At 75.1% G+C, this 23699-nt stretch carries 21 protein-coding genes; 14 read left to right on the top strand and 7 right to left on the bottom strand.

Annotation, left to right across the window (positions count from 1 at the left end; translation table 11 throughout):
* Positions 1-252: 252 nt before the first annotated feature.
* Entirely contained in the window at positions 253-444 is a 192-nt protein-coding gene (rpmB, locus tag AB0G14_RS09055; protein WP_088963534.1) for a 50S ribosomal protein L28, read from the bottom strand.
* Between the two features lie 372 nt (positions 445-816).
* On the opposite strand from rpmB, the gene AB0G14_RS09050 reads away from it, so the two are divergent.
* The 11 genes from AB0G14_RS09050 (at position 817) to AB0G14_RS09000 (ending at position 12593) form a co-directional block, all read left to right on the top strand.
* Positions 817-2430, top strand: coding sequence for a DAK2 domain-containing protein (locus AB0G14_RS09050; protein ID WP_357695296.1), 1614 nt, complete (start codon positions 817-819; stop codon positions 2428-2430).
* On the top strand, positions 2427-4628 hold the full coding sequence (gene recG / locus AB0G14_RS09045) for an ATP-dependent DNA helicase RecG (protein ID WP_357695294.1): 2202 nt from the start codon (positions 2427-2429) through the stop codon (positions 4626-4628). Before AB0G14_RS09050 ends, recG begins: the two co-directional genes overlap by 4 nt.
* A gap of 113 nt (positions 4629-4741) precedes the next feature.
* A complete protein-coding gene (gene rsmD / locus AB0G14_RS09040) occupies positions 4742-5305 on the top strand; it encodes a 16S rRNA (guanine(966)-N(2))-methyltransferase RsmD (protein ID WP_357695292.1) in 564 nt (187 codons plus the stop codon).
* Complete coding sequence (gene coaD / locus AB0G14_RS09035; RefSeq protein WP_350704816.1) at positions 5302-5790, top strand: pantetheine-phosphate adenylyltransferase; 489 nt, start codon at positions 5302-5304, stop codon at positions 5788-5790. The genes rsmD and coaD overlap by 4 nt, the downstream gene beginning before the upstream one ends.
* A 224-nt stretch (positions 5791-6014) precedes the next feature.
* Positions 6015-6512 carry a hypothetical protein gene (locus tag AB0G14_RS09030; RefSeq protein WP_350680447.1) on the top strand — a complete coding sequence of 166 codons (498 nt, stop codon included), beginning with the start codon at positions 6015-6017 and terminating at the stop codon, positions 6510-6512.
* 109 nt (positions 6513-6621) lie between these two features.
* The gene (locus AB0G14_RS09025) at positions 6622-7185 is read left to right on the top strand and encodes a YceD family protein (RefSeq protein ID WP_357695289.1); all 564 of its coding nucleotides are present in this window, start codon (positions 6622-6624) and stop codon (positions 7183-7185) included.
* A gap of 5 nt (positions 7186-7190) precedes the next feature.
* On the top strand, positions 7191-7364 hold the full coding sequence (rpmF, locus tag AB0G14_RS09020) for a 50S ribosomal protein L32 (RefSeq protein ID WP_091096818.1): 174 nt from the start codon (positions 7191-7193) through the stop codon (positions 7362-7364).
* A gap of 135 nt (positions 7365-7499) precedes the next feature.
* Positions 7500-8474 (top strand): phosphate acyltransferase PlsX, encoded by a 975-nt coding sequence (locus AB0G14_RS09015; protein ID WP_357695413.1) that lies wholly within the window; start codon positions 7500-7502, stop codon positions 8472-8474.
* Positions 8471-9304 (top strand): ribonuclease III, encoded by an 834-nt coding sequence (gene rnc, locus AB0G14_RS09010; RefSeq protein ID WP_357695286.1) that lies wholly within the window; start codon positions 8471-8473, stop codon positions 9302-9304. The genes AB0G14_RS09015 and rnc overlap by 4 nt, the downstream gene beginning before the upstream one ends.
* The gene (gene mutM, locus AB0G14_RS09005; protein WP_357695284.1) at positions 9297-10154 is read left to right on the top strand and encodes a bifunctional DNA-formamidopyrimidine glycosylase/DNA-(apurinic or apyrimidinic site) lyase; all 858 of its coding nucleotides are present in this window, start codon (positions 9297-9299) and stop codon (positions 10152-10154) included. The genes rnc and mutM overlap by 8 nt, the downstream gene beginning before the upstream one ends.
* 222 nt (positions 10155-10376) lie before the next feature.
* Positions 10377-12593 carry an MMPL family transporter gene (locus tag AB0G14_RS09000; protein ID WP_357695282.1) on the top strand — a complete coding sequence of 739 codons (2217 nt, stop codon included), beginning with the start codon at positions 10377-10379 and terminating at the stop codon, positions 12591-12593.
* Between the two features lie 170 nt (positions 12594-12763).
* Here the strand turns inward: AB0G14_RS09000 and AB0G14_RS08995 are convergent, their stop codons facing one another.
* A complete protein-coding gene (locus AB0G14_RS08995) occupies positions 12764-13606 on the bottom strand; it encodes an endo alpha-1,4 polygalactosaminidase (RefSeq protein ID WP_357695280.1) in 843 nt (280 codons plus the stop codon).
* A gap of 108 nt (positions 13607-13714) precedes the next feature.
* A complete protein-coding gene (locus AB0G14_RS08990) occupies positions 13715-14995 on the bottom strand; it encodes a CAP domain-containing protein (protein ID WP_357695278.1) in 1281 nt (426 codons plus the stop codon).
* A 372-nt stretch (positions 14996-15367) separates the two neighbouring features.
* Between AB0G14_RS08990 and AB0G14_RS08985 the strand changes: the two genes are divergently transcribed.
* From AB0G14_RS08985 to AB0G14_RS08975, 3 genes are all read left to right on the top strand, one after another.
* Positions 15368-15562 (top strand): hypothetical protein, encoded by a 195-nt coding sequence (locus AB0G14_RS08985; protein ID WP_091096806.1) that lies wholly within the window; start codon positions 15368-15370, stop codon positions 15560-15562.
* A 313-nt stretch (positions 15563-15875) separates the two neighbouring features.
* Positions 15876-19490 carry a chromosome segregation protein SMC gene (gene smc / locus AB0G14_RS08980; RefSeq protein WP_357695276.1) on the top strand — a complete coding sequence of 1205 codons (3615 nt, stop codon included), beginning with the start codon at positions 15876-15878 and terminating at the stop codon, positions 19488-19490.
* Positions 19490-20113: an HAD-IA family hydrolase gene (locus AB0G14_RS08975; RefSeq protein WP_357695274.1), complete on the top strand. Its 624-nt coding sequence runs from the start codon at positions 19490-19492 to the stop codon at positions 20111-20113. Before smc ends, AB0G14_RS08975 begins: the two co-directional genes overlap by 1 nt.
* A 117-nt stretch (positions 20114-20230) precedes the next feature.
* On the opposite strand, the gene AB0G14_RS08970 is transcribed toward AB0G14_RS08975, so the two are convergent.
* From AB0G14_RS08970 to AB0G14_RS08955, 4 genes are all read right to left on the bottom strand, one after another.
* Positions 20231-20752 (bottom strand): DinB family protein, encoded by a 522-nt coding sequence (locus tag AB0G14_RS08970; RefSeq protein ID WP_357695272.1) that lies wholly within the window; start codon positions 20750-20752, stop codon positions 20231-20233.
* Between the two features lie 112 nt (positions 20753-20864).
* Positions 20865-21359 carry a universal stress protein gene (locus AB0G14_RS08965; protein ID WP_350704838.1) on the bottom strand — a complete coding sequence of 165 codons (495 nt, stop codon included), beginning with the start codon at positions 21357-21359 and terminating at the stop codon, positions 20865-20867.
* A 66-nt stretch (positions 21360-21425) separates the two neighbouring features.
* Positions 21426-21866, bottom strand: a complete 441-nt coding sequence (locus AB0G14_RS08960) for a MarR family transcriptional regulator (protein WP_357695269.1) — start codon at positions 21864-21866, stop codon at positions 21426-21428.
* Positions 21867-21891: 25 nt separating this feature from the next.
* The gene (locus AB0G14_RS08955; RefSeq protein WP_357695267.1) at positions 21892-23604 is read right to left on the bottom strand and encodes an alkaline phosphatase D family protein; all 1713 of its coding nucleotides are present in this window, start codon (positions 23602-23604) and stop codon (positions 21892-21894) included.
* Positions 23605-23699: the final 95 nt, after the last annotated feature.

Below are 23699 nucleotides of genomic sequence, written 5' to 3'. Positions count from 1 at the left end.
CGCGGCGCACGCAGACCCTAACCGGGCCCGCGCCGCGCGTCGAAGGGCGGTCGCGTACCCGTCAGCCGACCCGCCGGAACCGACACGAACCGGCCCGGACCCGCCGGGACGACACGAGGCGGGGCCGCCGGACCCGGCACGACGCGGGGTCGCCGGGACCCGGCACGAGGCCGGCAACCCCGGACACGACAGAGCCGGCGGGCCCACGAGGGCCCGCCGGCAATGACGAGTGTGAAGCTGGGGCCTACCGCGTCAGGCGCGGGTGACCTTGCCAGCCTTGATGCACGAGGTGCAGACCTGCATCTTCTTGGTGTTCCCGCCACCGGCCGGGGTACGCACCGACTGGATGTTCGGGTTCCAGCGGCGGTTGGTCCGCCGGTGCGAGTGGGACACGTTGTGGCCGAAGCCCGGTCCCTTGCCACAGACGTCGCACACGCTAGCCACGGGATACTCCTGGGTTTGAAACGTTCATGAGGTCGCCGCCAGGCGCTGCCCGGGCAACCTGGCCAGGTTACCCGATGACCCGCGTACCCGACCAACCGGCCCCGGGCGGTGCCCCGGGGCGGGGCCGGCACGGCGCGGCGCGGGCGCCCGGTCGGCGCCGTCCCTTCCGGCAGCACCGTACGACGGGACGCGACCACGAGGGTAGTGCCGGCCGGGGCCACCGGAGCCGGCGACCCCCGACCAGCGGGCCGGGGCCGCGCCGGCTCGTCGGGGTGCCGACGTGACGGGCGGCCGGGGAGCGCCGGGCCGGACACGCCGCCGGACGGCCGGCGACCCCGGCGCGCGTCGGTGCCCGCCAGTAGGCTTCTCGCCGTGCTGGACACCCTCGACGCCGCCGCGGTCCGCCGCTGGTGCGCGGGCGGGCTGGCCGCGCTCAGGCGGCACCAGGGCGAGATCGACGACCTGAACGTCTACCCGGTGCCCGACGGCGACACCGGCACCAACCTGGTGCTCACCCTCACCTCCGCGCAGCAGGCGCTGGCGATGGACCTCGGCACCCTCCCGGAGGACGGGCCCACCCCGCACGGGCACGCGCTGCGGCTGATGGCCCGGGGCGCGCTGCTCGGCGCCCGAGGCAACTCCGGGGTGATCCTGTCGCAGATCCTGCGCGGTTTCGCCGACGCGGTCGCCGCCGTGCCCGCGGTGCGCGGGCGGGAGCTGGCCGCCGCGCTGCGCGACGCGACCACGGCTGCCTACGCCGCGGTCGCCCGCCCCGTCGAGGGCACGCTGCTCACCGTCGTCGCCGCCGCGGCCCGCGCCGCCGAGCGGGCGGACAGCGACGACCTTCGGGCGGTCGCCCGGGCGGCGGCGGGCGAGGCGGCGCGGGCGCTGGCGCGCACCCCGGAGCAGCTCCCCGCGCTGGCCCGGGCCGGCGTGGTCGACGCCGGCGGCCGGGGCCTCTGCCTGCTGCTCGACGCCCTGGTCGAGGTCGTCACGGGGGAGAGCCCGGAGCGTCCCGCGCCCGCGCCGCGTGCGGCCCGCCCGCCGGCCACCGCCGTCCGCGAGACCGGTTCCGAGGAGTACGCCTACGAGGTGCAGTTCCTGCTCGACGCCGCGCCCGAGGCGGTGGGCCGGTTGCGGGCCGAGCTGGCCGCCCTGGGCGACTCGCTCGTGGTCGTCGGCGACGGGAGCGTCGGTGCGGGCACCTGGAACGTGCACGTGCACGTCAACGACGTGGGCGCGGCGATCGAGGCGGGCGTGGTCGCCGGCCGGCCGCACCGCATCTCGGTGACCCGCTTCGCCGACCAGGCGGCCCTCGCCCCGCCGATGGCGCGCGACGGCCGCGCGGCGGTGGTGGTGGCCGCCGGCGCGGGCATCGCCGAGCTCGTCGCCGGTGAGGGCGCCACGGTGGTGCCCGGCAACCCGTCCACGGGCGAGCTGCTGGACGCGATCCGCGCGACCGGCGCCGCCCGGGTGGTGGTGCTGCCCAACGACCCCAACACGCAGGCGGTGGCGAGCGCCGCCGCCAAGGAGGCGCACCGGCTGGGCGTCAAGGTCAGCGTCGTGCCCACCCGGTCCCCGGTGCAGGCGCTGGCCGCCCTCGCGGTGCGCGACCCGGCCCGCCGCTTCGAGGACGACGTGATCGCGATGGCGGAGGCGGCCGGCGCCTGCCGCTACGCCGAGGTCTGCCACGCCAGCCGCGAGGCGCTGACCGTCGCCGGCCCCTGCCGCCCCGGTGACGTGCTGGCGCTGGTCGAGGGCGAGGTGCACCTGATCGGGTCGGACCTGGCCGACACCTGCGCCGCCGTGGTCGACCGGATGCTCGGCGGCGGCGGCGAGCTGGTCACCCTGCTCTCCGGGGCGGACGCCCCGGCCGGGCTGGCCGAGGCGGTCCGCGAGCACGTCGCCCGGCGCTGGCCGTTCGTCGAGGTGCAGGCGTACCCGGGCGGGCAGCCGTACTATCCGCTCCTGGTGGGGGTCGAATGACGTCCGAGCCGTGCACGGTGGACACGCCGCTGAAGAAGCTGGTCGGGGAGAAGACCGCGAAGGCCCTCGCGAGCCACCTCGACCTGCACACCGCGGGTGACCTGGTCTACCACTTCCCGCGCCGCTACGACGAGCGCGGCGAGCACACCGACATCCGCTCGCTCGACGTCGGCGAGCAGGTCACCGTGCTGGCCCAGGTGCAGCGCACCGCCGTACGCCCGATGCGCCAGCGCCGGGGCAACCTGCTGGAGGTGACGGTCGGCGACGGCTCGGGCGGCACCCTGACCCTCACCTTCTTCGGCAACCAGGCGTGGCGGGAGCGGGAGCTGCGCCCCGGCCGGTGGGGGCTGTTCGCCGGCAAGGTCACCGAGTTCCGGGGCAAGCGGCAGCTCAACGGCCCGGAGTACGTCCTGCTCGGCGAGGGCGGCGACGGCGAGGTGGCGGCCAGCGAGGAGATCGAGGAGTTCGCCGGCGCGCTGATCCCGGTCTACCCGGCCGCCGCGGCGGTGCCCACCTGGGTGATCGCGCGCTGCGTCCGGGTGGTGCTGGACACCTTCACCCCGCCGGAGGACCCGCTGCCCGCCACCCTGCGGGCGAGCCGCAAGCTGGCCGGCATCGACGTCGCGCTGCGCGAGATCCACCGGCCGTCCAGCAAGGAGGCGCTCTACCGGGCCCGCCGGCGGCTCAAGTGGGACGAGGCGTTCGCCGTGCAGCTCACCCTGGTGCAGCGCAAGCACCGGGCCGCCGCGTGGCCGGCCCGGCCCCGTCCGGCGAAGCCCGGCGGCCTGCTCGACGCGTTCGACGCCCGGCTGCCGTACGAGCTGACCCCCGGCCAGCGGGACGTGGGGGTGGAGATCGCGGCGGACCTGGCCACCGCCCACCCGATGCACCGGCTGCTCCAGGGCGAGGTCGGCTCCGGCAAGACGGTGGTCGCGCTGCGCGCGATGCTCCAGGTGGTCGACGCCGGCGGGCAGGCCGCGCTGCTGGCCCCGACCGAGGTGCTCGCCGCGCAGCACCACCGGGGCATCCTCGACCTGCTCGGGCCGCTCGGCCGGGCCGGCGAGCTGGGCGCGGCCGACGACGCCACCCGGGTCGAGCTGGTCACCGGCTCGCTGGGCGCGGCGGCCCGCCGGCGCGCCCTGGCCGAGGTGGCCAGCGGGGCGGCCGGCATCGTGCTCGGCACCCACGCCCTGCTCTACGAGGGCGTCGACTTCGCCGACCTGGGCCTGGTGGTGGTGGACGAGCAGCACCGGTTCGGCGTCGAGCAGCGCGACGCGCTGCGCGCCAAGGCCGACCAGCCGCCGCACGTGCTGGTGATGACGGCCACCCCGATCCCGCGCACGGTGGCGATGACGGTCTACGGCGACCTGGAGACCTCGACCCTGTCCCAGTTGCCGCAGGGCCGCTCGCCGATCGCCTCGCACGTGGTTCCGGCCGCCGAGAAGCCGGCCTTCCTGGACCGGGCCTGGCGGCGGCTGCGCGAGGAGGTGGCCGCCGGCCACCAGGCGTACGTGGTCTGCCCGCGCATCGGGGAGGGCCCGGCCAGTGAGGAGGAGCCGCCGCCGGTCGACGACAACGGGCGGCGGCCGCCGATGGCGGTCACCGAGGTGGCGCCGCTGCTCGCCGAGGGGCCGCTGCACGGCCTGCGGATCGGCGTGCTGCACGGCCGGCTGCCGGCCGACGAGAAGGACGCGGTGATGCGTTCCTTCGCCGCCGGCGACGTCGACGTGCTGGTCGCCACCACCGTGGTCGAGGTGGGCGTCAACGTGCCGAACGCCACCGTGATGATCGTGCTCGACGCCGACCGGTTCGGCGTGTCCCAGCTGCACCAGCTTCGCGGCCGGGTCGGCCGGGGCTCGGCGCCCGGGCTCTGCCTGCTGGTCACCGAGGCGCTGGAGGGCGCGTCCGCGCGGGAGCGGCTCGACGCGGTCGCCTCCACGACGGACGGGTTCAAGCTCGCCGAGCTGGATCTGGAGCAGCGGCGCGAGGGCGACGTGCTGGGCGCCACCCAGTCGGGGCGGCGGTCGCACCTGCGGCTGCTGTCGCTGCTGCGCGACGCCGACCTGATCCGGGACGCTCGGGCCGAGGCGATCGCCCTGGTCGAGGACGATCCGGAGCTGGCGCGGCACCCGGCGCTGGCGGCCTCGGTGGCGGCGCTGGTCGACGAGGAACGCGCGGAATACCTGGAGAAGGGCTGACCCCTGCCGTGTCGGCGCCGGCGGGCGCAGGTCGCGGCCGTGGCGTGCACCGGGCGGGCGTCGGCCGCCGGCGCGTCGCGTAGCGTCGTGCGCATGAGCAGGAGGAGGAGACGGTGACCCGGATCGTGGCCGGGACGCTCGGCGGGCGCCGGATCGCCGCCCCGCCCGGGGCGGGCACCCGGCCCACCTCGGATCGGGTCCGCGAGGCGCTGTTCAGCGCGGTGCAGGCCGAGGTGGACCTGGCGGGCGCCCGCTTCGCCGACCTCTACGCGGGGTCCGGCGCGGTCGGCCTGGAGGCGCTCTCCCGGGGCGCCGCGCACGTGCTGCTGGTGGAGTCCGACCCGCGCGCGGCCCGGGTGATCCGGGAGAACGTCGCGGCGTTGCGCGCCGCCCCGGCCGCCCGCCTGGTCGCCGGCAAGGTGGCCACGGTGCTGGCGGCCGGCCCGGACGGCGACCCGTACGACGTGGTCTTCGCCGACCCGCCCTACGCGGTGTCGGACGCGGAGGTCACCGCGATGCTCGCCGCGCTGGTCGACGGCGGCTGGCTGGCCCCCGACGCCCTGGTCGTGGTGGAGCGGTCCAGCCGCACCGGGCCGGTCGGGTGGGTGGACGGTGTCACCGGCGAGCGCAGCCGCCGGTACGGCGAGACCACCCTTTGGTACGGTCGCCGATCATGAGACGTGCGGTGTGTCCCGGCTCGTTCGATCCGGTCACCAACGGACACCTCGACATCATCGGCCGGGCGAGTCGCCTGTTCGACGAGGTGATCGTGGGCGTGCTGGTGAACCAGTCGAAGAGCGGCCTGTTCACCGTCGAGGAGCGCATCGACATGCTCCGCGAGGTGACCGCCTCCTACGACAACGTCCGGGTCGAGTCGTTCCGTGGCCTGCTGGTCGACTTCTGCCGGGCGCAGCAGGCGAGCGTGCTGATCAAGGGCCTGCGGGCGGTCAGCGACTTCGACTACGAGCTGCAGATGGCGCAGATGAACATCGGCCTGGCCGGCGTCGAGACGTTGTTCATGCCGACCAACCCGCTCTACTCGTTCCTCTCCTCCAGCCTGGTCAAGGACGTGGCGAAGTGGGGCGGCGACATCTCCGCCCACGTGCCCGACCGGGTCCGGGAGGAGTTGCGGGCCCGCCTCGCGCCGCCGGCCCGCGACTGACCTCCGCCGCGCCACCGGGCGGTCGGGCGCGCGCCGGCCCCGACCGTCCGCCGGCTCCTGCCCGCCGCCCGCCCCGTCGGGGTCGGCGGGACGGGCGGCACGACGCGCCGGGGCGGGGTGAGAGGCGCGGTGTGGCCGTGGCGCGACATGATGTGTGGAGCGGGAACCCGGCCGTAGCCCGCATCATGTAGGTCGGCCCGACGAACGACAGGAGTGAGCTACCGGTGGACTCGCTCGATCGCATCGACGAACTGATCGCCATGGTGGAGCAGGCGCGCTCCGTCCCGATGTCCCGCAACAACTGCATGGTCGACCGGGGCGAGTTCATCGCGGCCCTCGACGAGCTGCGCGCCGAACTCCCGGTGGAGGTGCGCAAGGCCGTCGCGCTGCTGGAGGAGCGGGACAAGATCATGGAGGCCGGCAAGCGGGAGGCCGACCGGATCATCAGCGAGGGTGAGGCGGAACACGCCCGCCTGGTCTCGGTGAACGAGATCACCGTCTCCGCCGAGCACGAGGGCGCCCGGATCATCGCCGAGGCCCGGGCCGAGGCGCAGCGCCTCCGCGAGGAGGTCGACGACTACGTCGACACCGCGCTGGCCAACTTCGAGCAGTTCCTTACCCGGGCGTTGGCCTCGATAGAGCGCGGCCGGGACAAGATGCACGCGCTGCGGGAGATCGGCACCTTCGCTGGGGACGAGGCGGAACGCCCGCTACCCTTCTGAACGGCACCTCACCAGCCGACGGACGGGGCGGGCGTCGCCCCCGGTTCGACGGTCCGGCGGTCGCCCAGGTAACCTTTTTTGTCGGCCTCTCACCGGCCGGAGTCTGACTATGCCCAAGCACACGCCTTCCACACTCAACCCCAGGTCGCCGCTGGTCCTCGACGCGAGGGAGCTGCCGCGCCGGCCTGGTGCGTTGCGTACGGTCAAGCGGGTGGCACCGGCACCGGCGGACCTCGGCGTGGAGTTGATCGGCGTGCCGGAGGGTGCGGACCTCGACCTCGACCTGAGGTTGGAGTCGGTGTCCGAGGGCGTGCTCGTCTCGGGGACCGTCACCGGTCCCGTGCGGGGCGAGTGCGGCCGCTGCCTGCGCGAGATCAACGACTCGGTGGCCGTGCGGATCCAGGAGCTGTACGCGTACGAGAACAGCACCACGGACTCCACGACCGACGAGGACGAGGTGGGCCGGATGCAGGGAGACCTGATCGACCTGGAGCCGGCGCTGCGGGATGCGGTGGTGCTCGCGCTGCCGACCAACCCGCTCTGCCGGGAGGACTGCCCAGGCTTGTGCCCCGACTGCGGGGTGCACTGGGACGATCTGCCGGCCGACCACAGTCACCAGCAGATCGACCCGCGATGGGCGGGCCTGTCGCAACTGACCCGTAAAGAGGAGTAGGAACCGTGGCCGTCCCCAAGCGCAAGATGTCGCGCAGCAACACCCGCGCCCGCCGGGCGAACTGGAAGGCTGCCGTGGTCGCGACCGTGGCCTGCCCGCAGTGCAAGTCCGCCAAGCTGCCGCACGCCGCCTGCTCCGTCTGCGGCACCTACAACGGCCGCCAGGTCCTCGAGGTCTGACCTGGACGCCGAGTGACGCCCCCGACCGCAGGTCGGGCGGCGCGCGCACCCTGGCGAACGCCCGGTGCCCCGGCTCCCACCGACGCCGGCCGGCCTGGTCCGGCCGGCGTCGCGGCGGAGCCGGGCACCGCGCGGATCGCCGTTGACCTCCTCGGCGGGGATGACGCTCCCGACGTCGTGGTTGACGGCGCTCTGCGGGCCGTGCGCGCCGATCCCGACCTGCACCTGCTGCTCGTCGGCCCGGTCGAGGCCGCCGGCGAGGTGGTCCACGCCCTCGACCCGGCGCAGCGCGCGCGGGTCGCCGTCCGGCCGGTCCGCACCGCCGTGAGCATGGCCGACCACCCCGTGGCCGCCCGCTCCGACAGCACCGTCCGCGCCGCTGTGCACGCCGTTCGCGACGGCGCCGCGGACGCCCTCGTCTCCGCCGGCTCGACCGGCGCCACCGTCACCGCCGTCGCCCTCGGCCTCGGCCGCTGGCCGGACGTACGCCGTCCCGCGCTGGTCGCCACCCTGCCGGCCGTCGCGGGCCCGGTGGTCCTGCTCGACGTCGGCGGCTCGCTCGAGCCGCGCCCGGCCACCCTCGCCCGGCACGCCGTCCTCGGCGCGGCCTACGCCGCGGTGGCGCACGCCGTCGGGACCCCGCGCGTCGGGCTGCTCTCGGTCGGCACGGAGGCCGGCAAGGGTGACCGTGCCCGCAGGCTCGCCGATCCCGTCCTCGCCGCCGCGTCGCTGCCCTGCGGTGGTCGCTACGTCGGCCTCGTCGAGGGGTACGACGTCTCCCTCGGCGCGCGCGCGGATGTGGTGGTGACCGACGGCTTCACCGGTAACGTGCTGCTCAAGGCGATCGAGGGCGCGTACGCGATGGCCGGCGGGCCCCCGCCCGGCGGTGGCGCCCCCCGGGCGGCCGCCTTGCTCGGGGTGGCCGGCACGGTGGTCGTCTGCCACGGCGCGGCCCGTCCCGAGGACGTCGCCGCCGGCATCGCCCTGGCCGCCCATCTCTGGCGGCGGCGCGCCGCCGACCAGGTCCGCGCGCTGCTCGACGGCGCCGAGGCGGGCGACCGCGAGGAATGCACCGACCGCACCACCGACACCGAGGTACCCACATCATGAGCAACGACAAGCGGCGGCGGGCGTCCGTCGGTCACCTGGAAGCCGCGTTCGGCGTCAGCCTGGATCCGGAGCTGCTGGAGCGCGCGCTGACCCACCGCTCGTACGCGTACGAGAACGGCGGCCTGCCCACCAACGAGCGGCTGGAGTTCCTCGGCGACTCGGTGCTCGGCGTGGTGATCACCACCGCGTTGTTCCACAACCACCCCGACCTGCCCGAGGGGCAGCTGGCCAAACTGCGGGCCAGCGTGGTCAACATGCGCGCCCTCGCCGACGTGGCGCGCGGCCTGGGCCCGGACGGGCTCGGCGCCTATTTGCTGCTCGGCAAGGGGGAGGAGACCACCGGCGGCCGGGACAAGGCGAGCATCCTCGCCGACACCCTGGAGGCGCTGCTCGGCGCGATCTACCTCCAGTACGGTCTGGACACCGCGGCGATCGTCATCCACCGGCTGTTCGACCCGCTGATGGCCGAGTCGGCCGGGCGGGGCGCCGCCCTGGACTGGAAGACCAGCCTCCAGGAGCTGACCGCGGCGCTGGGGCTCGGTGTGCCCGAGTACCGCATCGAGGGCACCGGGCCGGACCACCTCAAGACCTTCACCGCCTGGGTGGTGGTCGCCGGCAACCGCTACGGCGGGGCCGACGGGCGGAGCAAGAAGGAGGCCGAGCAGCGGGCCGCCGAGGCGGCCTGGCGCACGCTCACCGAGCAGGCCGAGCAGGCCGAGCAGGCCGAGCAGGAGCGGGCCGAGCAGGCCGAGCGGGCCGAGCAGGAGCGGGCCGAGGCGGCCGCCGGGGCGGCGGGCGCCGAGGTCGAGGCGGGCCTGGGCCGTGCCTGAGCTGCCGGAGGTCGAGACGGTCCGGCAGGGGCTGGCCCGGTGGGTCACCGACCGGCGGATCGCCACCGTCGAGGTGCACCACCCCCGCGCGGTGCGCCGGCACGCCCCCGGCGGCGGGCACTTCGCCGACGTGCTGGCCGGCCGGACGGTGCGCGACGTGCGCCGGCGGGGCAAGTACCTGTGGCTGCCGCTGGACAGCGGGGACGCCGTCGTCGGGCACCTGGGCATGTCGGGCCAGCTGCTGGTGCAGCCGGCCGACGCGCCCGACGAGACGCACCTGCGCGTCCGGTTCCGCTTCGCCGACGACGGGCCGGAGCTGCGCTTCGTCGACCAGCGCACGTTCGGCGGGCTGTCGGTCTCCGCGGGCGGCGCGGAGCTGCCGGCGGAGATCGCGCACATCGCCCGCGACCCGATGGACCCGGAGTTCTCCGACGCGGGGTTCGCCGCCGCGCTGCGCCGGCGGCGTACGGAGGTCAAGCGCGCCCTGCTGGACCAGACGCTGATCTCCGGGGTGGGCAACATCTACGCCGACGAGGCGCTGTGGCGGGCGAGGCTGCACGGTGCCCGCCCCACCGACGCGCTGACCGGCCCGGCCGCGCTGCGGCTGCTGGGCCACGTCCGGGACGTCCTGGCCGAGGCGATCAAGTCCGGCGGCACCAGCTTCGACGCCCTCTACGTCAACGTCAACGGGGAGAGCGGCTACTTCGACCGGTCGCTGAACGTCTACGGCCGGGAGGGCCTGCCGTGCCACCGCTGCGGCGCGCCCGTGCGTCGGGAGGCGTTCATGAACCGTTCGTCGTACAGTTGCCCGCGCTGTCAGCCCCGCCCCCGGGGGGCCCTTCGGGGATGACCCCGAGGCGTTTTCCGGGTCGCCGTCGGCGCGTCGGCCCCGGCCGGTCGGGGATCGCCCTCCCGACGCGCCGGTTTCGGCCGGGCTCGCCCGGCCGGACCGCCGTTCAGGCCGCGTACGGGTTCCGGGGAAGGGCCGGGGCCGTTCCCTGATGTCCCGGGCCCGTTCCGTCCATAGCGTCGACCCCGTTGACAGGGGGTTGACGTGACAGGGGGACCCGGAATGGGGGCAAGACCGGTGACGGTGCGGCTGGCGCGGTGGAGCGCGGAGCATCCGTGGCGGGCCATCGCGCTGTGGGTCGTGTTCGTGGCGGTGTGCTTCGTCGGCGGGAACGCCGCGGGACTCAAGGAGGCGACCGGCGCCGACCAGGCCGTCGGTGAGTCGGGCCGGGCGGGGCTGATCGTGGACGCCGGCGACTTCGCCGACCCGGCGGTGGAGAACGTCCTGATCACGGCGCGCGGCGGCACCCTGGACCCCGTCGCCGCGAAGGCCGCCGCCGCCGACGCGGCGACCGAACTGCGCTCGGTGACCGGAGTCGCCTCGGTGGGGGAGCCGGTGACGGCGCGGGACGGCTCCGCGCTGCTGGTGCCGATCACGATGTCGGGTGACGCGGAGACCGCGTCCGACCGGGTGCAGCCGCTGCGGGACGCCACCGCCCGGGTGCAGGAGGGGCACCCGCAGCTGCGCGTCGAGCAGGTCGGCGGCCCGTCGATCAGCAAGGCGCTGAACGACACGCTCGGCGAGGACTTCAAGCGGGCCGAACTGCTGAGCCTGCCGGTGACCCTGGCCATCCTGATCATCGCGTTCGGGGCACTGATCGCTGCCGGCGTGCCGGTGCTGCTGGCGCTCTCCTCGGTCGCCGCGGCGATGGGGCTCTCCACCCTCGCCTCGCACCTGGTGCCGGCGACCGACACGACGGCCAGCGTCATCCTGCTGATCGGCATGGCGGTCGGGGTCGACTACTCGCTGTTCTACGTGCGGCGCGAGCGGGAGGAGCGGGCCAAGGGGCGCTCCGGCCTCGACGCGGTGGAGATCGCCGCGGAGACCTCCGGTCACGCCGTCGTGGTCTCCGGCTTCGCCGTGATGATCTCGATGGGCGGGCTGCTGCTCGCCAACGACGCCATCTTCTCCTCCCTCGCGGTGGGCTCGATGCTGGTGGTCGCGGTCGCGGTGATCGGCTCGCTGACCGTGCTGCCGGCCCTGCTGGCCAAGCTCGGCCGCTGGGTCGACCGGCCCCGGGTGCCGCTGCTGTGGCGGCTCACCACCCCGCGTACCGGGCGGCACGGCGAGGCGAGGCCGAGGTTCTGGCCGGCCGTGCTGAAGCCCGCGCTGCGGGCGCCGGTGGCCACCCTGGTGATCTCGGTCGGGCTGCTGCTCGCCCTGGCCACGCCCGCGCTGGGCATGAAGATGAAGTTCCCCGGCATGGAGGACCTGCCGCGCAGCACGCCGGCCATGCAGGCGTACGACCGGCTCACCGCGGCGTTCCCGAGCAACGGCACCAGCCACACGGTCGCGGTGCGGGCGCCGGCGGCCGAGGCGGACCGGGTCGCGGCGGCGCTGACCGCGCTGGCCGGCGCGGCGTCGGCCGACCCGCTCTTCGCGCCGACCGAGGCGGACGGCCCGAAGATCGAGGTGTCGGCGGACCGGCGGGTGTCGGTGCTGGAGGTGGCCACTCCGCACGCCAGCCGCACCGACGAGGCGGCCCGCTCCCTGGATCGGCTGCGCGACGACCTCGTCCCGGCCGCGCTCGGCGCGGTGCCCGGCGTGGAGTACGCGGTCGGCGGGGACATCGCCGACAGCGAGGACTACTCGCAGCACATCCGCGACAAGCTGCCGGTCGTCATCGGCTTCGTGCTGGTGCTGACCTTCGTGGTGATGGTGCTGACGTTCCGCTCGGTGGTGATCGCGCTCAGCTCGATCCTGCTCAACCTGCTCTCCGCCGGCGCCGCGTACGGGCTGCTGGTGCTGGTCTTCCAGGGCGACTGGGCCGAGGGCCTGCTCGGCTTCACCTCGATGGGCGCGATCGTCACCTGGCTGCCGCTGTTCCTCTTCGTGGTGCTGTTCGGGCTCTCGATGGACTACCACGTCTTCGTGGTCAGCCGGATCCGCGAGGGCGTCCGGGCCGGCATGTCGAACCGGGACGCGGTGGCTTACGGCATCACCTCGTCGGCCGGCGTGGTGACCAGCGCGGCGATCGTGATGGTCGGGGTCTTCTCGATCTTCGCCACGCTGAGCACGATCGACATGAAGCAGCTCGGCATCGGCCTGGCGGCGGCGATCCTGCTGGACGCCACGATCATCCGCGCGGTGGTGCTGCCGGCGCTGATGACCATGCTGGGCGACGCGAACTGGTGGGCCCCGAAGTTCCTGCGGGGGCGCCCCGCGAAGGCCCCCACGGACCCGCCGGCCCCGACCCCGGAGCTGGTCGGCGCCCGCTGACCCACGCCACGGCAGGGGCCGGACCGCACCCGCGGTCCGGCCCCTGCCGTCCGTCCGTCGGTACGCACGGTGGGCTTTCTGCCGTCGGGCCGGCTGCCGTGCGGGCCGGCCTGCCCGGCACGTGGTGTGTGCGGGGCGGCCGGCACGGCCCGGGTGCGTGACCGTCGGCGTCAGAACACCGGGCAGGAGGCCCGCCAGGCCCCCAACTCCCGGTCCTTGCGGATCGAGGAGAAGCCGTAGCCCACCGTGGTGACGCAGAAGTCCGTGGTCGAGCCGGTGTACTCGGCGTGGAACACCGGCTTGCCCGCCTCGACGAACGGCAACAGCTTGGCGCACAGGCCCAGCCGCACGCATTCCTCGTTGACGGCGAAGTCGAAGTCCGGCGCCAGGGCGGCCACCTGGGGCACGTCGTTGACCAGGCCGGGGGAGAGGTCCAGGGACCGGGCCAGCTCGGCCAGCCGGCGGTTGAACAGCAACTGGTCGTCGAAGCCGAGCGGGAAGCCGGCGCGGTGGGCGTACCCGTCGGCGTCGGCGAGCGCGACCGCGCCGAAGCCCTTGCCCCGGCAGAGCCGGAGCCGATCCGCCAGCACCGGCCGCAGCGCGTCCCACTGCCGTACGTCGAGCCAGCGGCTCTGCGGGCGACGGGCCGCGGCACCCCACACGGCGGCCGGGAAGCGGCTCGCGTCCGGATCCGTGGGCAGGACCGAGCCGACGTGCACCTGGCAGACCAGCCGGCGGTCGCGGGACCGCAGCTCGGCGGTCTGCGCGGCGGTGGTGGCGACCGGGTCGAGCAGGAAGACGTCGGCGTCGACGGTCGGGTCGAGCACGCCGCTGAGCTGCCACTGCCACCGCCACCGGCCGGCCGACTCCGCCGGCCAGGTGGTCGGGGCGCCGGGCGGGGGGAGCGCGACCCGGCAACCGCCGACCGTGGCCAGCAGCGCGAGGACGACGCAGGCGGACAGGACGCGGCGCGGGCCCCGCCCCACGGCGCGCGTACGCGGCCGGATCCGCATCGGCAAGCTCCCGGGTACCGGGGCGGCGGGAGTGCCGCCCGGAGCGGGTACGCCGGTCCGGCGTACCTCACCCGGTCAAACGAGCGCGGACCCGGCCACGACTCGCGTTCAGCGCGGCGCGGCGAAGACCTGCGTCCAGTACGGCCCGTTGCTGCTCGCCACGCCGACGCCGATCTCGGTGAAGGCGCAGTTCAGGATGTTGGCCCGGTGACCGGAGCTGTTCATCCAGGCGTCCATCACCGCGGCCGGCGTCTTCTGGTTCCAGGCGACGTTCTCGCCGTACGTGCGCCAGGCGTAGCCGACCCGGTCCAGCCGGTCTCCGGCGTCGCTGCCGTCGCTGCCGGTGTGCGACATGTCCCGGTGGTCCGCCTGGTCCTGGCTGTGCCGCTGGGCGGCGGTCATCAGCTTGTCGTCGATGCTCAGCGCCCCGCAGCCGGCCTTGGCGCGCTCGGCGTTGACCAGGTTCACCACCTCGCGGGCCTGGGCGCTGACCCCGCTGCTCACGGGGGCCTTCGTGCCGCCGCCGGACGGCGCGCTGCTCCGCTCGGTGCGCCGCGAGGGCGCGGTGGAGCGCGAGGGCACCGGCGTGGGCCTGGTGGCCTTCGTGGGCGACGGGGCGGGCTTGGCGGTGGTCGGCGCGGTGCTCGGGGTGGAGGCGGTCAGCGCGTCGCCGGGCGTCCCCGGCAACGCCGGGGCGGCGGCGATCGTGTCGTCGACGGCGGTCGGGTCGGTCTCCGGGCCGTCGCCGCCCAGCGCGACCGCGCCGACGCCGAGGCTCACCACCAGCGTGGCAGCTGCGGCGGCGCCACCGATCAGCACGGGGCGGGGGAAGCGGCGCTGGCGGCGGTGCCGGCCCTCGGCGGGTGTCGTCCCGGCGTCGGTGCCCCGGTGCGTCCCGAGGTCGATCGGGGCGGTCGGGGCGTCGACGGGCCAGCCGCCGGCCGGGGGCGCGTCGGTCCCGTACGGCCCGCCGTCCCGCAGGTCGGCGTCGGCGTGCCAGCGGACGCCCGGCTCGGCCAGCCAGGTGGCGGCCGGCGCGGCAGGCCCGGCCGGCCAGGTCCCGGTGGGCTCGTCCTGCCAGCGCTCGGTGGGCTCGTCCCGCCAGCGCTCGGTGGGCTCGGCGGCGTCGGCGGGCTCGGCCTGCTGGTGTGCGGCCGACTCGGCGGGCTCGGGCTGCCGGTGTGCGGCCGGCTCGGCGGGCTCGGCCTGCCAGCGGGCGGTCGGCTGGTCGCGGTGCCACTCGTCGGCGGGTCGGTCCGGGTCGTCCCCGAACAGGTAGGCCGACCTCGGCTCCGGACGGTCGGTCAGCCAGGCCGGCTCCTCACTGCGCGGCTGCGCGGGGTGCCGGGCGGCGCCGTCCGGGTCGTTCGGGTCGGTCCAGCGGTACACGCCTCTGCCTCCAAGGGGTCGGGTGCGGGCGGAGTGACGCTACGTGGGGGGCCTGAGCAGCGGCAACGTGGCTAAGGAAGAGTTAAGGGGAAGTCGGACGGCCGGGTAGGGACTTCCCGGGATCCGGGGCGTAGAGTCAAGGTGTCCGGACAGAGAGTGTCCGCGCCTTGTGGCAGCCCCCCGACAAGTGGACAGGTCGACGTGGAAATGATCTACGGCCTGCGGGAACTTGACGAAGGAGGGGGTATCGGCTCAATATGTAGGTGTCGCCAGTCGCGCCCGGTCATGCCCAGAATCGCCTGGAATGACAGCCGCGTGCACATTGGGCGCGCGTTGGCCGGCCTTTCCGGCAGCGCATATCAAGGAGTCATCATGGCGAAGGCCCTGTACGGCCACGTAGGTGCGGCGCCCGATCGGCGTCTGCTCGACGAGGTCACCCGACTGCGTGCCACGGTTCGGGCACTGGAGTTCGAGATCACGCGGTTGCGTGCCGAGAACGATCGGCTCGCGGCGGCTGCGGCGGAGGCGGACGATCTGCTCCGTCTGGCCGAGCCCGCGCTGACCTGAGCTCCGGTATCGAAAAACTGAATCGCACCACGCAAAAATGCGCGCCGACACTTCTGTGCCGGCGCGCAGCTCTGTCCGCACCCCTTTTCGCCGGCACCAATTCGCGATCTTGTGCGGATCTGTCGGGGACCGGCGAAAATGGTCCTTTCGACGTCGCCCGGCGTACCCCGGTCGGCCCCGCCGCACGGCGCGGCCGGGCGCCCGGCAGGCGGGTCGCGTGGCGGGCGGCCGTCGGTCCCGGGTTAGTCTGCGGGTTCACCCAGGTCCGCGCAGCCGGCGACGGTACGGCGGCCACCGGACGAGGATCGAGAAGGTGTATCTCAAGAGCCTGACGGTGAAGGGCTTCAAGTCCTTCGCCTCCGCGACGACGCTGAAGCTGGAGCCCGGGATCACCTGCGTGGTCGGCCCGAACGGCTCCGGCAAGTCCAACGTCGTCGACGCCATCGCCTGGGTGCTCGGCGAGCAGGGCGCCAAGGCGCTGCGCGGCGGCAAGATGGAGGACGTCATCTTCGCCGGCACCGCCGGCCGGGCCCCGCTGGGCCGGGCCGAGGTGACCCTGACCATAGACAACACCGACGGCGCGCTGCCGATCGAGTACACCGAGGTGTCGATCACCCGCCGGATGTTCCGCTCCGGCGAGAGCGAGTACGAGATCAACGGCGACTCCTGCCGGCTGCTCGACATCCAGGAGCTGCTGTCGGATTCCGGCATCGGCCGGGAGATGCACATCATCGTCGGGCAGGGCCGGCTCGACGGCATGCTGCACGCCAAGCCGGAGGACCGGCGGGCGTTCATCGAGGAGGCGGCCGGCGTCCTCAAGCACCGCAAGCGCAAGGAGAAGGCGCTGCGGAAGCTCGACGCCATGCAGACCAACCTCAACCGGCTCACCGACCTCACCGCCGAGCTGCGCCGCCAGCTCAAGCCGCTGGGCCGGCAGGCCGAGGTGGCCCGGCGCGCCGCCGCGATCCAGGCGAACCTGCGCGACGCCCGGCTGCGGCTGCTCGCCGACGACCTGGCCACCCTCCGCGCCACCCTCGACCGGGAGATCGCCGACGAGACCGCGGTGCGCGAGCGGCGGGAGCAGGCCGAGGCCGAGCACACCGAGGTGCAGTCCCGCCTCGCCGAGCTGGAGGCGGCCCTCGCCGAGGACGCGCCGCTGCTGGCCGCCGCGCAGGACACCTGGTACAAGCTCTCCGCCCTCTCCGAGCGGTTCCGCTCGATCGAGCAGCTCGCCCGGGAGCGGCTGCGGCACCTCAGCGCCACGCCGGACGACGAGCGCCCCGGCCGCGACCCGGACCAGTTGGAGGCCGAGGCCGAGCGGGTCCGCGAGCAGGAGGAGGAGCTGCGCGCCGCGCTCACCGACGACCAGATCCGGCTCGCCGAGGCGGTGGAGCACCGCCAGGAGCTGGAACGGCAGCTCGCCGCGGCCGAGCGCGAGCTGGTCGCCGCCGCGAAGGCGATCGCCGACCGGCGGGAGGGCCTGGCCCGGCTGACCGGTCAGGTCAACTCCGCCCGGGCCCGGACCACCAGCGCGGGCGAGGAGATCGAACGGCTCGCCGCCGCGCACGCCGACGCGCTCGCCCGCGCAGAGCAGGCGCAGGCCGAGCTCGACGCGGTGGCGGAGCAGTCCACCGAGGCGGACCGGGACAACGCCGACCTCGACGCCCGGCACGCCGAGGCGACCGCCGCCCTGGAGCGGGCGCAGGCCACCGTGCGGTCGCTGACCGACGCCGAGCGGTCGGCGGAGAAGGACGCCGCCACCTGGAAGGCCCGGGAGGAGGCGCTCGCCCTGGGCCTGCGCCGCAAGGACGGGGCGGGGGCCCTGCTGGCCCGCGCCGACGAGGTCCCGGGCCTGCTGGGCAGCCTGGCCGGGCTGCTCACCGTCGCCCCCGGGCAGGAGGCCGCGCTCGCCGCCGCGCTCGGCGGGCTCGCCGACGCGGTCGCGGTCAGCGGCGTCGACGAGGCCGTCGAGGCGATGCGGCTGCTGAAGATCTCCGACGCCGGCCGGGCCGGCCTGCTGGTCGGCAGCCCCGCCGGCCCGGGCATGGACGCCCACCCCGACGCGCTGCGGCCGAAGCTGCCCGACGGCGCCCGCTGGGCGCCCGACCTGGTGGAGTGCTCCCCGCAGCTCCGGCCGGCGGTGCACCGAGCGCTGCGCGACGTGGTGCTGGTCGACGACCTCGCCGCCGCGGCCGAGGTGGTCGCCGGCAATCCCGAGTTGCGCGCGGTCACCCCGGACGGCGACGTGGTGGGCGCGTACGCGGCGGCCGGCGGGTCGGCCAAGGCGCCCAGCTTCATCGAGGTGCAGGCGGCGGTCGAGGAGGCCCGGTCGAACCGGCTCGCGGCCGAGCGGACCGGCGCGGAGCTGCGCGAACAGCTCGTCGACGCCCGCGCCGAGGTGGCCGCCGCGAAGGAGACCGTGCAGCACGCCGCCGCCGCCAAGCGGGAGGCGGAGAGCCACCGCAACGCCGCCGCCCGGCGGCTGGCCGAGCTGGGCGCGGCCGCCCGCTCCGCGAAGGCCGAGACCGACCGGCTCGGCGAGTCCCGGGCCCGCGCCGAGGCGGCCCGGGAACGGGACCTGCTCACCCTGGCCGAGCTGGAGGAACGGCTGCGGCTGGCCGAGGAGACCCCGGTCGACGCGGAACCCTCCACCGAGGAACGCGACCAGCTCGCCGCGACGGTGCCGCAGGCGCGACAGAACGAGATGGAGGTCCGGCTGGCGGTGCGTACGGCCGAGGAGCGGGTCTCCTCGATCGCCGGCCGCGCCGACTCGCTGCACCGGCAGGCCACCGCCGAGCGGGCCGCGCGGGAACGCGCGGCGGCGCGGCGGGCGGCGCGGACCCGCGGCGCGGGGATCGCCCGGGCCGTGGCGGGCGGCGCCCGCGAGGCCCTCACCCGGCTGACCACCTCCATCGCCGCGGCGGAGGAGCACCGCGACGCCGTGGCGCGCGAGCGCGCCTCCCGCGAGGCCGAGCTGCAGGAGGTACGCGGCGCGGCCAAGCGGCTCGGCGCGGAGCTGGAGCGGCTGACCAGCCAGGTGCACCGGGACGAGGTGGCCCGCGCCGAGCAGCGGCTGCGCATCGAGCAGCTGGAGGCGAAGGCCGCGGAGGACTTCGGGCTGGACGTGGAGACCCTGGTCGCCGAGTACGGCCCGCACCAGCCCGTCCCGCTCACCCAGGCCGACGTGGCGGCGGCCGAGCGGGACGGCCTGCCGGTGCCCGAGCCGGTGCGCTACGAGCGCCCGGTGCAGGAGAAGCGGGCCGCCAAGGCGGAACGGGAACTGACCCTGCTCGGCAAGGTCAACCCGCTCGCGCTGGAGGAGTTCGCCGCGCTGGAGGAGCGCTACAAGTTCCTCTCGGAGCAACTGGAGGACCTCAAGGCCACCCGCCGCGACCTGCTCACCGTGGTCAAGGACGTCGACGAACGGATCCTGGAGGTCTTCGCCAGCGCGTTCGAGGACACGGCCCGGGAGTTCCAGCAGGTCTTCACCGTGCTCTTCCCGGGCGGCGAGGGCCGGCTCGTGCTCACCGACCCGGAGGATCTGCTCACCACCGGCGTCGAGGTGGAGGCCCGCCCGCCGGGTAAGAAGATCAAGCGGCTGTCGCTGCTCTCCGGCGGCGAGCGGTCGCTGACCGCGGTGGCGATGCTGGTGGCGATCTTCCGCGCCCGGCCCAGCCCGTTCTACATCATGGACGAGGTGGAGGCGGCGCTCGACGACGTCAACCTGGGCCGGCTGATCACGCTGCTGGCCCAGTTGCGGGAGAAGAGCCAGCTCATCGTCATCACGCACCAGAAGCGGACGATGGAGGTCGCCGACGCCCTGTACGGCGTGACCATGCGCAACGGGGTGACCCAGGTGATCAGCCAACGGCTCAACCGGGCCGACGGGGACGACGAGCGGCGCGGCCGCGGCGAGGAGAACGAGTAGTGGGTCGGGAACGCGCCACGGCGCTCCTGGTGGACTTCGACGGCGTCCTGCGACGCTGGGACCCGGCGGTGGCCGCCGGCGTGGAGCGGGAGTACGGCCTGTCCGAGGGCGTACTCACCGAGATCGCCATGCAGTGGGGGCGGCTCCAGCCGGTGCTCACCGGCCAGGTCAGCCACGCCGACTGGATGACCAGCGTCGCCGACGCGCTGACCGGGCCGGCCGGCGGGCCGGAGCGCGCCCGGGCCGCGGTCGAGCAGTGGCAGCGCTACCGGGGCGAGGTGGACACCGAGGTGCTCGACTTCGTCCGCGGGGTACGCGCCGGCGGCCTCCCGGTCGGCCTCGCCACCAACGCCACCGACCTGCTCGACGACGACCTGGCCGCGCTCGGCCTGGTCGGCGAGTTCGACGCGGTGGTCAACTCGTACCGGCTCGGGGTGAACAAGCCGGCCAAGGAGTACTTCCAGGCCGCCTGCCGGGCGGTGGCCACCCCGCCGGACCGGGTGCTCTTCGTCGACGACGAGGACTGGTCGGTGCGCGGCGCCCGGGTCGCCGGGCTGTCGGCGCTCCGCTGGACCGGCCGCCCCGAGGACCTGCGCTACCTGCGGGCGGCGCTGGCGTACTGAGGCCTGCCCTGGCTGGTCCGCTCGGCCGTGGTGCGGGGCTGCCGGGCCGGCGGCGCGGGGGCTCCCCGGTGCCGGTGGGCGGCGCCGGGGCGCTCGGCGCGGCGCCGCCCCGGACGGTCACTCGCCGGTGACGCCGTCGATGCGTTCGCGGATCAGGTCGGCGTGGCCGTTGTGCCGGGCGTACTCCTCGATCATGTGCACGTAGACCCAGCGCAGGTTGAACGTCCGGCGCTTCGGGCCGACCTCGGTGAAGGTGTCGTCGAGCGAGCGGCCCGCCGCGGCGGCCCGGGCCAGCTCCACCTCCCGGTGGAACGTGGCGAGGTCGGCCTCCGCGTCGGCGGTGCTGACGTCGTGGTCGGCGTCCGGGTTGTCGGGGGTGAAGTAGGGGTAGTCGACGCGCTCGCCGGCGAAGTTCTCCCGGAACCACCAGGCCTCCACCTCGGCCAGGTGCCGGACCAGCCCGAGCAGGGTCAGCCCGGAGGGCTCGACGCTCGGCGTCCGCAACTGCTCGGCGGTCAGCCCGGCGCACTTGAGCAGCAGCGTCTGCCGGTGGTAGTCCAGCCAGCCTTCCAGGATGGTGCGTTCGTCGCCGACGTACGGCTCGGGGGTCCGGGTGATCTCCGGTGCTCTCCAGGTCATGCCGGCCATCCTCGCCGGCCCGGCCGACAACCCGCGACCGCATATCCGCCGCGACCCCGTCCTGCGTCAGGACGTGTCCGGGCACCGCGGCCCGCCGCCGCGCCGCGACGTGTCAGGGCACCACGACGACCGGCCAGCGGCCGGCCCGGACGAGGCGGGTGGCGACCGAGCCGACCAGCCGGTGCCCGGCCTGCTCGGAGGAGCCGACGACCACCAGGTCGGCCCGGAACTCGTCGGCCGCCGCACGCAGTTCGGCGTACGCGTCCCCGCGCCGGCGCAGGAAGGTGACCGGCAGGCCGAGTTCCTCGGCGCCGCGCCGGCACTCCCGGCGCAGCTCCGCGGTCAGCTCGTCGTGGCAGCGCTGCACCTCCCCGGCGTCCAGGCCCGGCACGAGCGTGGTCAGCCCGGGTGCGGGGCTGACGTGGACCACCACCAGGGCGGAGCCCTGCCGGCGGGCCAGCCCGGCCGCGTACCAGCCGGCGCGCTCCGAGGTGCGGGTGCCGTCCACGCCGACCAGCACGACCCTCGGCCCGTCCGTGCCGCGCTCGTAGGGCCCGGGCCGGGTGCGCGGGCCGTACTCCTCCCGTTCCGGCGCGTCCGTGCTCATGCCAGCTCCGTCCTCTCCGGTTGCCCTAGGCAACAACCGGGTCGGGCGCAGCCCTATTCCGGCGGCCTAGAAGTACTCCTCGTTGAAGCGGCGCAGCAGCCGGGCGAAGTCCCCGACGTCCGCCGCCGACCAGGCGTCCAGGGTCTGCCGGAAGCGTTCGAGCCGGCCGCCCTGCGCGGCGTCGAACCGGCGCTGCCCCTCCTCGGTCAGGCTGAGCCGCGCGGCACGCCGGTCGGTCGGGTCCGGGTCGCGCCGGACCAGGCCCAGGCCCTCCAGTCCGTGGATCTGGCGGCTCAGCGTCCCCTTGCCGACGCCGAGCCGGGCGGCCAGGTCGGTGAGCCGGACCGAGCCGCACCGGCGCAGCCACAGCAGCAGCCCGTACGCGTCGGGCTCCAGGCCGGGGTGCACCTCCCGGGCGAGTTCCGAGGAGACGGCCCGCCCCCGGCGCAGCAGGGCGGTCAGCTCGTGCTCCACCGCCCGCATCGCCTCCGGCAGGTGCTCGTCCACGGTGGTCAGGGTACGGCGGGCGGTCTCAGGCGCCCGGAGCCAGCCGCTGCCGCATCACCTCGCGCAGGTGGCCGTCGCTGGTGGTGCCCTCGATGGTCACCTCGGCCGCCCGCCCGGTGTGCACCAGCGTGGCGACCGCGTTGCCGAAGTAGGGGCCGGCCAGCCGCTTCCAGCGGAACGGCGGGCGGCGTACCCCGGCCGAGCGGGCGAGCGCCCGGGCGGCTCCGGCCGGCCCGGACGACCAGCCCAGCCGCATCAGCGGGCGCATCCCGGCGGGCACCTGGTTGTGGATGGGCGAGCAGGTGAGCTGGTGCACCGGGGTGACCACGCTCCGGTCGTCGAACCGGGCCCGCGCCACGTACGAGTGGTGCACGTCACCGGAGAGCACGCTGATCGACGCCGGCGGCGCGTACGCCGGCCCGGCCCCGACCCGGTCCCCGGGCTCGCCGGGGGTGCCGCTGCCGATCCAGGCGAACAGCGCGCCGAGCGCGTCGAACGAGCGGCGGAACGCGGCCCAGTGCTCCAGGTCCAGCCCCCGGCGCAGCTTCTCCGACAGGCGCCCGACCCAGCGCCGCCGCGAGTCGGCGAGCTTCTCGTTCCACGCCTCCACGTGGTGGATGCCCGGCGGCAGCAGCCAGGGCAGCGAGGCGCCCACCACGAGGTGGTCGTAGACGCCGTGGGCCCGGTCGAGGAACCACGACCACTCGCCCGGGGGCAGCATCGCCCGCCGGCCGGGCTCCAGCACCCGGCTGCACCGGTTGTCCAGCATCACCAGCCGGGTCCGGCCCAGGTCCAGCGCGTAGCTCCACTGGTACTGCACGGCCCGCCACCGCTCGGTGTCGTGGGCGAGGTCGGCCTCGGTGTCGACCCGCTGGCCGAACTCGCGCAGCACGCCGGTGGCGTCCTCCGCCGCGCTGACCTTCGCGAAGACCGGGTCGGCGGCGATCTCGTCGGGGGAGAGGTTGCCCAGGTGCTGGTAGACCCAGTAGGAGGCGAGACCGCTGGTGATCCGCTCCGCCCACCAGGGCTGGTCGCGCATGTCCGCCCGCCAGGCGGACGAGGTGTTCCAGTCGTCGATGATCTCGTGGTCGTCGAAGATCATCACACTCGGCACGGTGGAGAGCAGCCAGCGGATCTCCGGGTCGCGCCAGGACTCCAGGTAGAGCTTGGTGTACTCGTCGAAGCTGACCACCTGGTCGCTGGGCGCGCCCCTGGGTCGCCGGCGGCGCCGCTTCAGCAGCCGCCGCACCGTGGGGGAGGTCACGTCCGCGTAGACCTGGTCACCGAGGAGCACCAGCAGGTCGGGCAGGCCGGCCGGGTCGGGGTCGGCCATCAGCCGCCGGGCGTACGCGTCGAGCGCGTCCGGGGGCAGCCGGCGGGTGGTGGCGTGCTGGGTGGTCTCCCGGCACGATCCGAAGACCAACCGGACCGGCTGGTCGAGGTCGGCGGCCGCCCGGGTGCGGATGACGCTGGGCGGGAACCCGCTCCTCGGCACCGGCCAGGCGACCTCGTCGTCGATCAGCACCTCGTAGCCGGTGGCGCTGTCGGGCGTGAGCCCCTCCACCACGACGAGCGCGTAGTGGTGGTCGTACGCGGAGAAGGTGGGCGCGGTGCCGCGGGCGCCGTCGGCCGTGCGGACGGTGACCACGGCGGGCGCGCTGGTCTCGACCCAGACGGTGGCCCGCGTGTCGACCACCCGCCGCAGCAACGGGCCGATGAGCAGGTGTGCCGCGGGCATGGGTCGACCTCCAGGTAAGCGGACTTCACTTTTACTACCCGGCCGGCGGTCGCACCACTGCTGGCTGTGACCGAGCCTACCGCCGGCTTCCGGAC

Source organism: Micromonospora sp. NPDC023814, assembly GCF_040639595.1.
In the GTDB taxonomy this organism is placed as follows: domain Bacteria; phylum Actinomycetota; class Actinomycetes; order Mycobacteriales; family Micromonosporaceae; genus Micromonospora.
Note: the sequence above shows the minus strand (reverse complement) of the source record. Positions and strands in the feature narration are given on the sequence as shown.